11 protein-coding genes are annotated in these 12,418 nt (G+C 63.4%); 5 read left to right on the top strand and 6 right to left on the bottom strand.

What is annotated here, in order from left to right:
- Window positions 1-1,264: 1,264 nt before the first annotated feature.
- The gene (locus F2Q65_RS01535; RefSeq protein WP_150089732.1) at window positions 1,265-2,359 is read right to left on the bottom strand and encodes a TRAP transporter substrate-binding protein; all 1,095 of its coding nucleotides are present in this window, start codon (window positions 2,357-2,359) and stop codon (window positions 1,265-1,267) included.
- A 69-nt stretch (window positions 2,360-2,428) separates the two neighbouring features.
- Between F2Q65_RS01535 and F2Q65_RS01540 the strand changes: the two genes are divergently transcribed.
- From F2Q65_RS01540 to F2Q65_RS01550, 3 genes are all read left to right on the top strand, one after another.
- On the top strand, window positions 2,429-2,983 hold the full coding sequence (locus F2Q65_RS01540) for a TRAP transporter small permease subunit (protein WP_150089734.1): 555 nt from the start codon (window positions 2,429-2,431) through the stop codon (window positions 2,981-2,983).
- Window positions 2,976-4,352, top strand: a complete 1,377-nt coding sequence (locus F2Q65_RS01545; protein ID WP_150089736.1) for a TRAP transporter large permease — start codon at window positions 2,976-2,978, stop codon at window positions 4,350-4,352. The genes F2Q65_RS01540 and F2Q65_RS01545 overlap by 8 nt, the downstream gene beginning before the upstream one ends.
- Window positions 4,353-4,548: 196 nt before the next feature.
- Window positions 4,549-5,097, top strand: a complete 549-nt coding sequence (locus tag F2Q65_RS01550) for a DUF342 domain-containing protein (RefSeq protein WP_150089738.1) — start codon at window positions 4,549-4,551, stop codon at window positions 5,095-5,097.
- Between the two features lie 151 nt (window positions 5,098-5,248).
- On the opposite strand, the gene mnmE is transcribed toward F2Q65_RS01550, so the two are convergent.
- From mnmE to rpmH, 5 genes are all read right to left on the bottom strand, one after another.
- Window positions 5,249-6,601: a tRNA uridine-5-carboxymethylaminomethyl(34) synthesis GTPase MnmE gene (gene mnmE, locus F2Q65_RS01555; RefSeq protein ID WP_150089740.1), complete on the bottom strand. Its 1,353-nt coding sequence runs from the start codon at window positions 6,599-6,601 to the stop codon at window positions 5,249-5,251.
- A 54-nt stretch (window positions 6,602-6,655) separates the two neighbouring features.
- Window positions 6,656-8,335 (bottom strand): membrane protein insertase YidC, encoded by a 1,680-nt coding sequence (gene yidC / locus F2Q65_RS01560; protein ID WP_150089742.1) that lies wholly within the window; start codon window positions 8,333-8,335, stop codon window positions 6,656-6,658.
- Window positions 8,328-8,564, bottom strand: coding sequence for a membrane protein insertion efficiency factor YidD (gene yidD / locus F2Q65_RS01565; protein WP_246155886.1), 237 nt, complete (start codon window positions 8,562-8,564; stop codon window positions 8,328-8,330). The genes yidC and yidD overlap by 8 nt, the downstream gene beginning before the upstream one ends.
- Window positions 8,543-9,046 (bottom strand): ribonuclease P protein component, encoded by a 504-nt coding sequence (gene rnpA / locus F2Q65_RS01570; RefSeq protein WP_246155891.1) that lies wholly within the window; start codon window positions 9,044-9,046, stop codon window positions 8,543-8,545. Before rnpA ends, yidD begins: the two co-directional genes overlap by 22 nt.
- A gap of 70 nt (window positions 9,047-9,116) precedes the next feature.
- Complete coding sequence (rpmH, locus tag F2Q65_RS01575) at window positions 9,117-9,251, bottom strand: 50S ribosomal protein L34 (RefSeq protein ID WP_150089746.1); 135 nt, start codon at window positions 9,249-9,251, stop codon at window positions 9,117-9,119.
- Between the two features lie 451 nt (window positions 9,252-9,702).
- On the opposite strand from rpmH, the gene dnaA reads away from it, so the two are divergent.
- Both dnaA and dnaN read left to right on the top strand, forming a co-directional pair.
- Entirely contained in the window at window positions 9,703-11,052 is a 1,350-nt protein-coding gene (gene dnaA / locus F2Q65_RS01580) for a chromosomal replication initiator protein DnaA (RefSeq protein WP_150089748.1), read from the top strand.
- Window positions 11,053-11,303: 251 nt separating this feature from the next.
- A complete protein-coding gene (dnaN, locus tag F2Q65_RS01585; protein ID WP_150089750.1) occupies window positions 11,304-12,413 on the top strand; it encodes a DNA polymerase III subunit beta in 1,110 nt (369 codons plus the stop codon).
- Window positions 12,414-12,418: the final 5 nt, after the last annotated feature.

Raw genomic sequence — 12,418 nt, forward strand, 5'->3', positions numbered from 1 at the left:
CGGCACAAGTCGTTGATCGCACAACCCTTATGCCAGATAGAGCCGCCCTCCTTCAATCCCTTGGTGAGATTTGCGGGCTAGGGCAAGACAGGCGAACGCTTGCGCGTTGCCCGTGTTTTCATAGGCATTGGGTCAGCGACTGGGTGATCAGGAGGCCGGCAGGCGTCTACGCTGGCGGCGCGCGACTGATCGCGGCGTTTGCACGCGATTCCATTCGTCATTGAGCTGGAGGGCTGGCGGTCTGGGCGGTGGTCAGCGGCGCTGGGGGCTTGGGGCTGGGAAGCGATCGAGGAGTTTCGGTGCGAGAAGCTCGACCGGTTGCGCCAGTTCGCGCCCTTCACCAACGGTGTCCTTCGCATGATGGTGTTGCCAATGTGATCCCGCGCCCGACCCCGATAGGGTTTGACGAGTGCTTTCGCCGCTGGACGCAGGCGGTGGCGGAGACCTGCAGCTGTCAGGTCATTGCGATCGACGGTAAGGGCGCACGCTCCCTGATCTGACCACGGCCGTCGTCCCATCCTCGGCCGCTTCCGTCCCACCCGGCGTGCATCGACCGACATGCAAGACTGATCGGCAGACCGGTACGAACAAGTCTGTCGACAGCAATGCGGTGCCGGCTGTGGATAACCTGTGGCTGATTTCAGCCGATCTGATTATCCACCAGTTACCCACAGGCTGAACGGCCGACCGACAACAGTGAGAAAAATCCTCAAGTCACTCATTATAAATTAGATTTCATGCCTTGGGTGGTTTTCCACCTGCGTTATTACTACGACAAAGAAGAATTACAAACACTCATCATAGGGCACAGTGCCAGAACGGCCGATCGACCACATTTCGATGTTAATCGAATGACATTAGATGGTCATATCGGTGAAGGGAGGCAGCAGAGGCCGCTCCGGCCCCGCTGAAGCAGCGGACCAGAATGACAATCCTTTATGTGTAACATATGGGCACTATATGCGGCGCCCGGCCCTGCCTGGGGCAACCAGACCTGCCGCAAACGAGATGTCGGTTTTCGCGGCCTGGGTGTTAGCGGTCCGGGGTCTTGCTCACCAACCGATGGTCGTTGGCTATTCCAGGTCGTCCTGGCCGGGAAGCCGGGATCCAGGCCACGGAGGGCAAGTGCGTGTCGGATGCTGATCAGTAGACCAGCGGCGAGGTTGCCATCCCTGGCCTGGATTCCGGTTTTCCGACCGGAAGGACGGACGATTCTTGGTAAAACGCTGATGCATTGGCCTGCTGGCCAAAAATCAGCGCTTCCTTAGCCCCTCAGGTTATGGATGTGCTGCTCGGTCAGCGCGGTATAGGCGAACATCCGCTCCAGCCAGGCGCGTTGTTGCTGCCAGACCTTGTTCGCCACCGGATCCCGGGCGGCGGTGGTGTCGATGACTTCGGGGGCGATGGCCTGGAGTGCGCTCAGCACTGCGGCGGGCAGCTGGCGCACCACGACCTCCTGGGCCTGCAACTGCTCCAGGGCCTCCATGTTGCGGGCGTTGTAGTCGTCCAGGATGTCGCCGTTGGCCTGCCGGGCGGCCGCGCGCACGATCTCCTGCAAATCCGCCGGCAGCCTGTCCCAGGCCTCGCGATTGATGGTCAGCTCGAAGCTGACGTTGGGCTCCTGCCAGCCGGGGAAGTAGCAGTACCGTGCGGCCTTGTGCAGCCCCAGCGCCAGGTCGTTGTAGGGGCCGATCCACTCGGTGGCATCGATGGCACCGGTTTGCAGGGCGGTAAAGATCTCGCCGGCAGGCATGTTCACCACCGTGACACCGAGCTTGGTCAGCACCTCGCCGCCCAGGCCCGGGGTGCGCATCTTCAGGCCCTTCAGATCCTCGATACTGTTGATCTCGCGGTTGAACCAGCCGGCGCTCTGTACCCCGGTGGCACCGCAGGCCATGGGCAACACGCCGAAGGGGGCGTAGACCTCCTCCCACAGTTCCAGGCCGCCGCCGTGATGCAGCCAGGCATTCATCTCCTGGGCATTGGGGCCGAAGGGCAGGGCACAGAAGAACTGCGCCGCCGGTATCTTGCCCTTCCAGTAGTATGAGGCGCTGTGGCCCATCTCGGCGGCACCGCGGGAGACCGCGTCGAACACCTCCAGCGCCGGCACCAGTTCACCGGCGGCATAGACGCGCACGTTCAGACGCCCACCGCTGGCGGTAGTGACCTTCTGTGCAAAGCGCTCGGCGCCGACACCGACGCCAGGGAAGTTCTTCGGCCAGGACGTGACCAGTTTCCACTCGAAGGTCTCTGTTGGGGAGGCCTCGGCCTGGTTTGCCTCTGGCTTTTGCTGGCAGCCGGCCAGTGCCGTGGCGGCCAGACCGGCGCCGGCGGCGGTGATGAATTGGCGTCGTTTCATGCGCTCTCCTGTCGATTGTTTGTGACAATTATCCGCGTGACCGGCCCTGTTTCCGCTAGAATGCCAGTCATGTCAACCCCAGTCTCGAAGCCGCTCCCGCGATTGCTGCGGCTGGCGCGGCGCATCGATGCCTTCAACGCCCGCCTCGGTCAGGCCTGTGCCTGGCTGACGTTGTTCCTGGTAGTCGGCACCGCCGTGGTGGTGGTGTTGCGCTACGGCTTCAACATCGGTGCCATTGCGCTGCAGGAGGCGGTGCTGTATGCCCATGCCCTGGTCTTCATGGGCGCTGCCGCCTGGGTGCTGCAGCGCAATGCCCATGTGCGGGTGGACATCTTCTATCAGCGCTTCAGCGCCCGCCGTCAGGCCCTGGTGAATCTGCTCGGAAACCTGTTCCTGTTGTTGCCGTTCTGTCTGTTCATCGGCTGGGCGAGCTGGGATTACGTGATCAATGCCTGGTCCACGCTGGAGGCATCCGGCGAGAGCGGCGGGCTGCCGCTGGTGTTCCTGCAGAAGTCCATTCTCTGGCTGCTGGCCGGGAGTCTGGGGCTGCAGGGAGTGGCGGACCTGATCAAGGCGGGCCATCTGCTGGCCGGTCATGCGTTGCCGGAGTCCTCCCATGGCTGAAACCATGGCCATCCTGTTGTTCGTGGCCATCTGCCTGGCCCTGATGGCCGGGTATCCCGTGGCCTTCACCCTTGGCGGTGTGTCTCTGCTGTTTGCCGGCGTGGGGGTGCTGACCGGCACCTTCGAACCGGCCTTCCTGCAGGCGCTGCCGAACCGCCTGTTCGGCATCATGAACAACCAGACCATGCTGGCGGTGCCGTTGTTCGTGTTCATGGGCGTTGTGCTGGAGAAGTCCCGCGTCGCCGAAGACCTGCTGGAATCCATGGCGCGGCTGTTCGGCCGTTTGCGCGGTGGGCTGGCCATCTCCGTCTGTGTGGTAGGGGCGTTGCTGGCGGCCTCCACCGGCATCGTCGGCGCCACGGTGGTCACCATGGGTCTGCTGGCGCTGCCGACCATGCTGAACCGCGGCTACGATCAATCCGTCGCCACCGGTACCCTGGCCGCCACCGGCACCCTGGGCCAGATCATCCCGCCGTCCATCGTGCTGGTGCTGCTGGGCGACGTGATGTCCAGCGCCTACCAGCAGGCGCAGCTCAGCATGGGCATCTTCTCGCCGCAGACGGTCTCGGTCGGCGACCTGTTCGTCGGTGCGCTGATCCCGGGGCTGATGCTGGTGGGGCTCTACATCCTGTACCTGGTTGCCGTGGCCTGGCTGCAACCGCGCAAGCTACCGGCGTTGCCGCAGGACGAACTTGGCCCCATCGACTGGGGCCGTCTGGTGGGCGCATTGCTGCCGCCGCTGCTGCTCATCGGCGCCGTGCTGGGCTCCATCCTGGCCGGCTATGCCACTCCCACCGAGGCGGCCGCGCTGGGGGCCGTCGGTGCCCTGGTGCTGGCGCTGGTAAAGCGCAAGCTGCGCCTGGGCCTGTTGCGGGAGGTAGCGCAGGGCACCACCGAGATCAGCGCCATGATCTTCCTGATCCTGATCGGTGCATCGCTGTTCTCGCTGGTGTTCCGCGGCTTCGGCGGCGAGAGGCTGATCGAGGATCTGTTCGAGTCCCTGCCCGGCGGCGTCACCGGGGCCTTTCTGCTGGTGATGCTGGTGATCTTTCTGCTCGGCTTCATCCTGGACTTCATCGAGATCACCTTCGTCGTCGTGCCCCTGGTGGCCCCGGTGCTGCTGGCCATGGGGCTTGACCCGGTCTGGCTCGGCGTCATGATCGCGCTGAACCTGCAGGCGTCCTTCCTGACCCCGCCATTCGGCTTCGCGTTGTTCTACCTGCGGGGCGTCACTCCGGCCACCGTCGCCACCGGTACTATCTACCGCGGCGTTGTGCCCTTCATCCTGATCCAGCTGCTGATGCTCGCCATCGCCTGGCAGTTCCCGGGCCTGATCACCTGGTTGCCCGAGCAGGTCTACGGCCGTTAAGGAAGCGCTGATCTATTCGGCGCTTCCCGTGCGGGGCCGGCACGGCCCAGGTCGAGACGCCGTTGTACTCGACCGCCCTTTGCTCCCGGGTTCGCCGAGGCGCTAGACTGAGAGGTGCTGTCCACGCGTTCGAATGTGTCGCAAACGCCCGAGCGGTGACGGCAGAGCGAAGACCCCGACGACAGGATTGATCGCCATGAGTGCAGCGCTGCAACTCTATACCCAATTGACCGAGGCGCCGGACGAGAAGACCCGCGCGCGCCTGATCGCCGACGCCTTCGATGCCCTGGAGGCGCGCTTTCCGCAGATCACCGATCTGGCCACCCAGGGCCATGTGCGTGAGAGCGAGCTGCGGCTGCAAAAGGAGATCAAGGAGGTCGAGGGGCGGCTGCAGAAGGAGATCAAGGAGGTCGAGGGGAGGCTGCAGAAGGAAATCAAGGCCGTCGAGTTGCAGATTCACGAAGTCGAGGCACGGCTGCAGAAGCAGATCAAGGCCGTCGAGTTGCAGATTCACGAAGTCGAGGCACGGCTGCAGAAGGAGATCAGCGAGGTCGAGGCGCGGCTGCAGAGGGACATCAAGGCACTGGAACTGCAGATCGGGGAGGTCGAGGCGCGTCTGCAGGAGCGGATCGCCCGTGTGGAGGTGAACCTGCACCAGGCCATGGCGGCGCAGACGCGCTGGCTGCTCGGCGGGCTGGCGGTGCTGGGGGCGGTGTTCAAGCTGGCGGATCTTTTGATCGCGTGATCGATACCGACCGGGGCAGGCCGGCGCAACCCGGAATACCGGAAGTATCGCGGGTGCGTTCAAAAGCGGCCGCGGCCTGGATGTGTTACGGAACCCTCTCTAGGACTGCGCCGGCTACCAGGGCATTTGTAACCAACAGGGCTCCAAGGCCCTATTTCCCAATACAGAATTCCGAGAAGATGCGCCCGAGGAGGTCGTCGGAGGTGAAGGCGCCTGTGATCTCCCCAAGGCTGTGCTGGGCCTGGCGGAGGTCTTCGGCCATCAGTTCGGCGGAGGCGGTGGTGTCGAGGGTGTCGCGGGCGGCCACAAGATGCGCCTGGGTGCGGCGCAGGGCGTCGAGATGGCGTCGGCGGGCACTGAATTCGCCTTCGGCTGCACCACGGTAGCCGGCGCAGTGCTTGAGATGATCCCTTAGCGCGTCCAGCCCGAGGCCGCTTTCGGCGGAACAGGCGATCTCGGTGGGGCCGTCGGTCTGCGGTCGGATGACGCCGGCGCTGCGACCGCTCAGATCGATCTTGTTGCGCACCAGGGTCAAGGCCACGCCGTCCGGGAGCAGCGCGCGGTCGACGGCGCAGGCGTCGGGGTCTTGCTGGTCGTCGACGATCAACAGGACGCGGTCGGCCTGATCGATCTGCTCCCGGGCGCGGCGGATGCCCTCGCGTTCGATGGGGTCCGCCGACAGCCGCAGGCCGGCGGTGTCCACCACCCGCAGTGGCAGACCATCAATGACGATGTCGGCCCGCAACAGGTCGCGCGTGGTGCCGGGGATGGCGGTGACAATAGCCGTGTCCTGGCCGGACAGGGCGTTGAGCAGGCTGGACTTGCCGGCATTGGGCGCCCCGGCCAGCACGATCAGCAGGCCGTCGCGGACACGCTCGCCGCGCTGGGCCTGTTGCAGCAGGTTAACGGTGTGTTGCAGCAGCGCGTTCAGGTCTGCGCGGACATCTGCGTCGGCGATGACGTCGATGTCCTCGTCCGGGAAGTCCAGAGCGGCCTCCACCAGGGTGCGCAGGCGGATGAGGTCCGTCAGCAAGGCGTCGACCTGTTCGGAGAACACGCCGCGCAAGGTGCGGCTGGCCAGGCGCGCCTGGGCGACGGTGCCGCTGTCGATGAGGTCGGCGATGGCCTCGGCTTGCGCCAGGTCGAGCTTGCCTTCCAGGAATGCCCGTTCGCTGAATTCGCCCGGCCGCGCCAGGCGTGCGCCCAGTGCCAATACGCGCGCCAGCACCAGGTCCAGCACCACTGGGCCGCCATGGCCCTGTAGCTCGAGGGTGTCCTCACCGGTGAACGAATGTGGCGCCGGAAAGAACAGCGCGAGACCGGAGTCCAGTGGGTCGGCGTTTGCCCCCAGGAAATCGCCGAACAGGGCCCGACGGGGCTTGGGCAGCCGGCCCAGCATGGCCCGGGCGATGCGGGCGCAGTCAGGGCCGGAGACGCGAACGATGCCGATGCCGCCGACGCCAGGCGCGGTGGCGACGGCGGCAATAGTGTCGCGTGCGTTCACGCCAGGTTGCAATCGTTCAGTGATCAGACGGGGACCTGTGGAGCGCCCTTGTCTCTAGTTGGCCCGTTTCGTGGCCTCCGCCTTTTCGATCTTGCGGGTGATGTGCCATTGCTGGGTGATGGACAGCAGTTGGTTCACGGTCCAGTACAGCACCAGCCCCGACGGGAAGAAGGCGAAGAACACCGTGAACACGAACGGCAGCGCCATCAGCACCTTGGCCTGGATGGGATCCGGCGGCGGCGGGTTGAGCTTCTGCTGGACGAACATGGACACGCCCATGATCAGTGGCAGCACATAGTAGGGGTCCGGCGCAGTCAGGTTGTCGAGCCACAGGATGAAGGGTGCGTGGCGCAGTTCGACGCTCTCCAGCAGCACCCAGTACAGCGCGATGAAGACCGGGATCTGCACCAGTATGGGCAGGCAGCCCCCCAGAGGATTGATCTTCTCCTTCTTGTACATCTCCATCATGGCCTGGTTCAGACGTTCCTTGTCGTCGCCGTAGCGGTCTTTCAGCGCCTGCAGTCTTGGCGCCAGCTTTTTCATGTTCGCCATCGACTTGTAGCTGGTCTCGGACAGCTTGTAGAAGGCGAGCTTGATGAGGATGGTCAGGATGATGATGGCCCAGCCCCAGTTGCCCACCAGCGAGTGGATGGCGTTGAGCAACCAGAAGATCGGCTTGGACAGGATGGTCAGCCAGCCGTAGTCCACTGCCAGCTCCAGTCCCGGGGCGATCTCCTCCAGGGTGTTCTGCAGCTTGGGGCCGACGAACAGGCGGGTGTCGACGATGCGGGATTCGCCCGGGTTGATGGTCAGCGCCGGGGAGTAGGTGCCGATGATGTAGTGGTCATTGCCGACAACCTTGGTATAGAAGGTCTGCTCCACCTGCTGCGGCGGAATCCACGAGGCCATGAAGTAGTGCTGGATCATGGCGATCCAGCCATCGGTGATCTTCACATCCAGGGGCTCGTCGGCCATGTCGCCGAAGGATTCCTTGCGGTACTTGGTCTCCGGGCCGTAGTAGACGCCGCCCGTGAAGGTATGGATGAAGCTGGACTTCTCCGGATCATAGAGTTCGGTGCGCTGCAGCTGCTCGTAGGTGCGCAGGGCCAGGGCGGCGTCGGTCTGGTTGACGATCTCCTGCTCCACCCGCACCAGGTAGCTGCCGCGCTGGAAGTGGTAGTGCTTGCGCACCTCGATGCCGCCTTCGGTCCAGTGCAGGGTCACTGTCAGCGTGTCTTCGTTAGCTGGCAGGCTGAAGCGCGACTGCGTGCTGGTGAAGTGCGCCTTGTGTGTGGGCAGCGCAATCTGGCCCTGGTTGCCCAGCAGGCCGGACTGGACCACGAACATGTTCGGCATGTCGGGTTTCAGCAGCTGGAATGGGCGGCTGGGGTCGTCGGCGGTCTGGGCATAGTCCAGCAGCCACAGGGCCTGAAGGGTTCCGCCGACGCTGGAGATCTCTGCGCGGATCACGTCGGTTTCCACCTTGATGATGCTGCCGGCGGGGGCTCCGGCGACCGCGGGCAGGGCGTTGTCACCAGCGGGCTGAGCGACGGGGGTGGCCGGAGGAGCGTCGGGGGCGTCCAGCGGGGGCTGATCGGCGGCCACTGAGGCATCCGTCTGGCTGGCGACCTTGGCCGGCTGGGCCGGTGATCCGTAGTCCTGGACCCAGGCCTGGTAGATCAGGAACAGGATGGCGGCAAGGGAAAGGATGAGCAGGAGCCGGATGTTATCCATCGTGACGGGGTTTCCGTGGTTCTGGAACAGGGTCGAAGCCACCGGGGTGCCAGGGGTGGCAGCGGGACAGACGCTTGATGCCCATCAGGCAGCCGCGGAACACGCCGAAGCGCTCGACGGCCTCGAGGGTGTACTGGGAGCAGCTGGGATGATAGCGGCAGTGCTGACCGAGCAGCGGGCTGATGGCGTACTGGTAGACGCGAATGATCAGTCGGACGAGGGTGCGCACAACCGCTGCTGGAGCCTTGACCAGTGGCGCTGCAGCGAGTTGGCGATGGACCGGTTGTCGGCCGTCCGCGCCTGCGGACGCGCGAGCACGACCAGATCCAGCGCGCATGTCGCAACCGCACCCTGACGGAACGACTCCCGGATCAGGCGCTTGATGCGATTTCTGTCCACGGCCCGCGGTGCACATTTTTTCGAGATGGCCAAGCCCAGGCGAGAACATGCTGTATCGACCGAGGTGCGGCTGGCGAGCACCGTAAACAGGCGGTCGCTGCTGCGGGCAGGATCTGCGAAGACGGCCTGATAGTCGCCCGGCCGCAACAGACGTCGCCGGCGGGGAAAGCCCCTGTCAGCACAGCGTGCCTGCGTTGGTTGCGGACGCTTGACCGGGACGTTCGCCTTCGGGTCGAACAGATCGCTGACCGAGTTGCCGGCCGGATCATTGTTCGGATCACCGGTCGCATCTTCCGTTGCGACTTGGGTCACGCCTTCGATGGTGCCGGCTGTCGGATTGTCGTTCAGGTTGCCGCTCGAACTGAGTCTTCGGGAGCCAGTGCTAGGGCGTCAGTCTGGCACGACCCTTGGCACGACGCGCCTGAATGACCTTGCGGCCGTTACGGGTTGCGCAACGCGCACGGAAACCATGGGTGCGTGCGCGCTTGAGACGGCTGGGCTTGAATGTCTGCTTCACAACGATGGCCCTCGACGGGAGATGATTCGGGACGGGCACCGCCCGGAAGGGCAGTACGCAGAAAAAAGACTCACAATGATAACCTTGACGTCCTGCAAGGTCAATCTCTACGTAGCCGGGCATGGTTCATGCTGGCCCCGCAGATGCATGGGGTTGTGGATAAGTCGCACGGAGGGGGCTAGACTGGTGCTCTTTGCCAGTGCAGGCAGCCATGGACCTGATCGGTGGGACAGGGGCGGACCTTGGTTGGAAGGGAAATGCTGTTTTTTGGCCTGGATCGGATCAAGAAGTCGGATCAAGAAGTCGGATCAAGAAGTCGGATCAGGAAATCGGATCAGGGAATCGGATCAGGGAATCGGATCAGGGAGGCAAATGGATCCCTGTCTTCGCGGTTCATGGGCGTTGACGATAGTGATGTGTGCTTGTGGGACTCTATGGGGATTTGCAGCCGATGCTAGAGGTGTGGAAGGAATGTACATCCTTGCTCAAGGGGGAACTGACGTCGGCGGAATTCAACACCTGGATTCTGCCCCTGCAGGCGAGTGACCGGGGCGACATCCTGTTGCTGTTTGCGCCAAACCGGTTCGTCAAGGACTGGGTGCAACAGCACTACGAACAACGCATCCTTACCCTCTGCGCGCAGGTCAGCGGTCAACGCATCGGCCGCTTGGGCTTCGAGATCGGATCCTTGCGGAGCCCGGACGAGGAGGGCGACTCGGCGGCCAGGCGGCTGTCGAATGTGTCTGCGTCCGACGAGGCGGAGCGCATGCGTCGTCGACGCGAGGGCAATCTGAATCCGGACTTCTCCTTCGACACCTTCGTCGAAGGCAAGTCGAACCAGATCGCTCGGGCCGCGTCCATGCAGATCGGCAAGAATCCGGGCACCGCCTACAACCCGCTGTTCATCTATGGTGGGGTCGGTCTCGGCAAGACCCATCTGATGCACGCCGTCGGCAACGTCATTGTCGAGACCAATCCGGATGCCAAGGTGATCTACGTGCATTCCGAGCGGTTTGTGTCGGAGATGATCCGGGCGTTGCAGCACAACAAGATCGACGAGTTCAAGCGCCGCTACCGGCGCGTCAATGCGCTGTTGATCGACGACGTGCAGTTCTTTGCCAACAAGGACCGCTCCCAGGAAGAGTTTTTCCACACCTTCAACACCCTGCTCGAGAGCAAGCAGCAGATCGTCCTGTCCAGCGACAGGTTCCCGAAGGAGGTCGCCGGGCTGGAAGACCGTTTGAAATCGCGCTTCGGCTGGGGGCTGACGGTGGCCATCGATCCACCGGATCTGGAGACGCGGGTGGCGATCCTGCACAGCAAGGCGGCAACGGTTGGGGTGGAACTGCCGGAAGATGTGGCGTTCTTTGTTGCCAAGCGGATGCGCTCCAACATCCGCGAGCTGGAGGGGGCGCTGCGACGCCTGGTGGCCAACTCGCAGTTCACCGGGTCGCCGATCTGCATGGATTTTGCGCGCAATGTGCTCAGAGACATGCTGGTGGCTCAGGACAAGCAGGTCACCATCGAGAACATCCAGAAAGTCGTGGCGAACCATTACAAGCTCCGTGTCGCCGATCTGGTTTCGGCAAAGCGCACGCGCAGCATCGCCCGTCCGCGGCAAATGGCCATGGCGCTGGCCAAGGAGCTGACCAAGCACAGCTTGCCCGAGATCGGGGCCGCGTTCGGCGGCCGGGATCACAGCACGGTGATTCACGCTACGCGGAAGGTGGCGGAGCTGCGCGAGGCCGACACCATGCTGGAAGAGGACTACAAGATCCTGCTGCGTACCCTAACGGCTTAGAGAGACGCTGATGGATTGGCTTCCCTGATCCGGTCCGGGCCAACAATCAGTACGCGATCCGAAATGTATTTTTGGAATCGCTTCATTTTCAGTGGCGTGCGCCGATAAAAAGGCGGGGTCTCCTGCCCCGTGCGGTGAATGCTGAATCAGCCAGCATTTCCTCGGACTGGGGGCGCGGCCAAAGACCAACGGTCGGGACGAAAACCGAAATCTCGCTTGTAACAGGTATAAAGCAACAGGATGGGTCGTTCATGAACATCGAGATTACACGCGCGGGTCTGCTGCCGGCGCTCTCCATCGTGTCGGGCGTCGTCGAAAAGCGACAGACGCTGCCGATACTTGGAAACCTCCTGCTCAGTGCCAGCGATGCGAGCCTGGCGATTCGGGGTACGGATCTGGAGCTGGAAATCGCCACGCGGACGCCGGCGGAGGTCCATGACAGCGGGTCGGTGACGGTACCCGCCCGGAAGTTCCTGGATATCTGCCGGACGCTGCCGGAAGGCGCGATGATCCGCATCCGGAAGGAAGCTGAACGTGTGCTGGTTTCATCCGGCCGTAGCCGGTTTTCACTCAGCACGCTTCCAGCGGATGATTTTCCGTCGATGGAGACCGGTGAATTGGACCTGTCGCTGGATCTGGACGCCTCGGTGTTGAAGCGACTGTTCGAAAAAACGGCCTTCGCCATGGCGCAGCAGGATGTGCGCTACTACCTGAATGGCGTGCTGCTGGAGCTGCAGGCTGCGTCGCTGGTGTCGGTTGCGACGGACGGGCATCGGCTGGCGAAGATGTCAGGGGCACTTGCAGCGGCTGTGGACACGGGTGAATCGTCCCGGCAGGCCATCGTGCCCGCAAAGTCGGTGATCGAGCTCAAGCGCCTGCTGCCCACGGACGATGCCCTGGTCCGGCTGGAGATGGGTGCCCGCACGATACGCGTGAGCTTTGGCGAAACCGCCATCGTGTCGAAGCTGGTGGACGGCAAATATCCGGAATACGATCGGGTCATCCCGAAGGATCTGCCGCACGTCGCGCTGTTGGCGAAGGATGTGCTCAAGGGGGCCCTGCAGCGTACCGCGATCCTGTCGAACGAAAAATACAAGGGCGTCCGAGTCAGTTTCAACGACGGCGTCCTCGGTCTGCTGTCGCACAATCCGGAACATGAGCAGGCCGAGGATGAGGTGGAGATGGAATATCAGGGTGAACCCGTGGTGGTCGGGTTCAACGTTGGTTACATCATGGATGTGATCAATGCCGTGGAAACCAGCCGGATCGAGGTGCGATTGCGGGATGCCGACGGTAGTTCCATTTGGCGGGGTGAGGGCACCGAGGACGAGATCTTCGTGATCATGCCCATGCGGCTCTGATGGAC

The organism is Thiohalocapsa marina, assembly GCF_008632335.1.
Classification (GTDB): domain Bacteria; phylum Pseudomonadota; class Gammaproteobacteria; order Chromatiales; family Chromatiaceae; genus Thiohalocapsa; species Thiohalocapsa marina.

Bases quoted from the DNA above. Each gene is read 5' to 3' on its own strand.
- F2Q65_RS01535 (WP_150089732.1), bottom strand. From the start codon at position 2,359: ATGAAACGACGCCAATTCATCACCGCCGCCGGCGCCGGTCTGGCCGCC.
- F2Q65_RS01540 (WP_150089734.1), top strand. From the start codon at position 2,429: ATGTCAACCCCAGTCTCGAAGCCGCTCCCGCGATTGCTGCGGCTGGCG.
- F2Q65_RS01545 (WP_150089736.1), top strand. From the start codon at position 2,976: ATGGCTGAAACCATGGCCATCCTGTTGTTCGTGGCCATCTGCCTGGCC.
- F2Q65_RS01550 (WP_150089738.1), top strand. From the start codon at position 4,549: ATGAGTGCAGCGCTGCAACTCTATACCCAATTGACCGAGGCGCCGGAC.
- yidC (WP_150089742.1), bottom strand. From the start codon at position 8,335: ATGGATAACATCCGGCTCCTGCTCATCCTTTCCCTTGCCGCCATCCTG.
- dnaA (WP_150089748.1), top strand. From the start codon at position 9,703: ATGCTAGAGGTGTGGAAGGAATGTACATCCTTGCTCAAGGGGGAACTG.
- dnaN (WP_150089750.1), top strand. From the start codon at position 11,304: ATGAACATCGAGATTACACGCGCGGGTCTGCTGCCGGCGCTCTCCATC.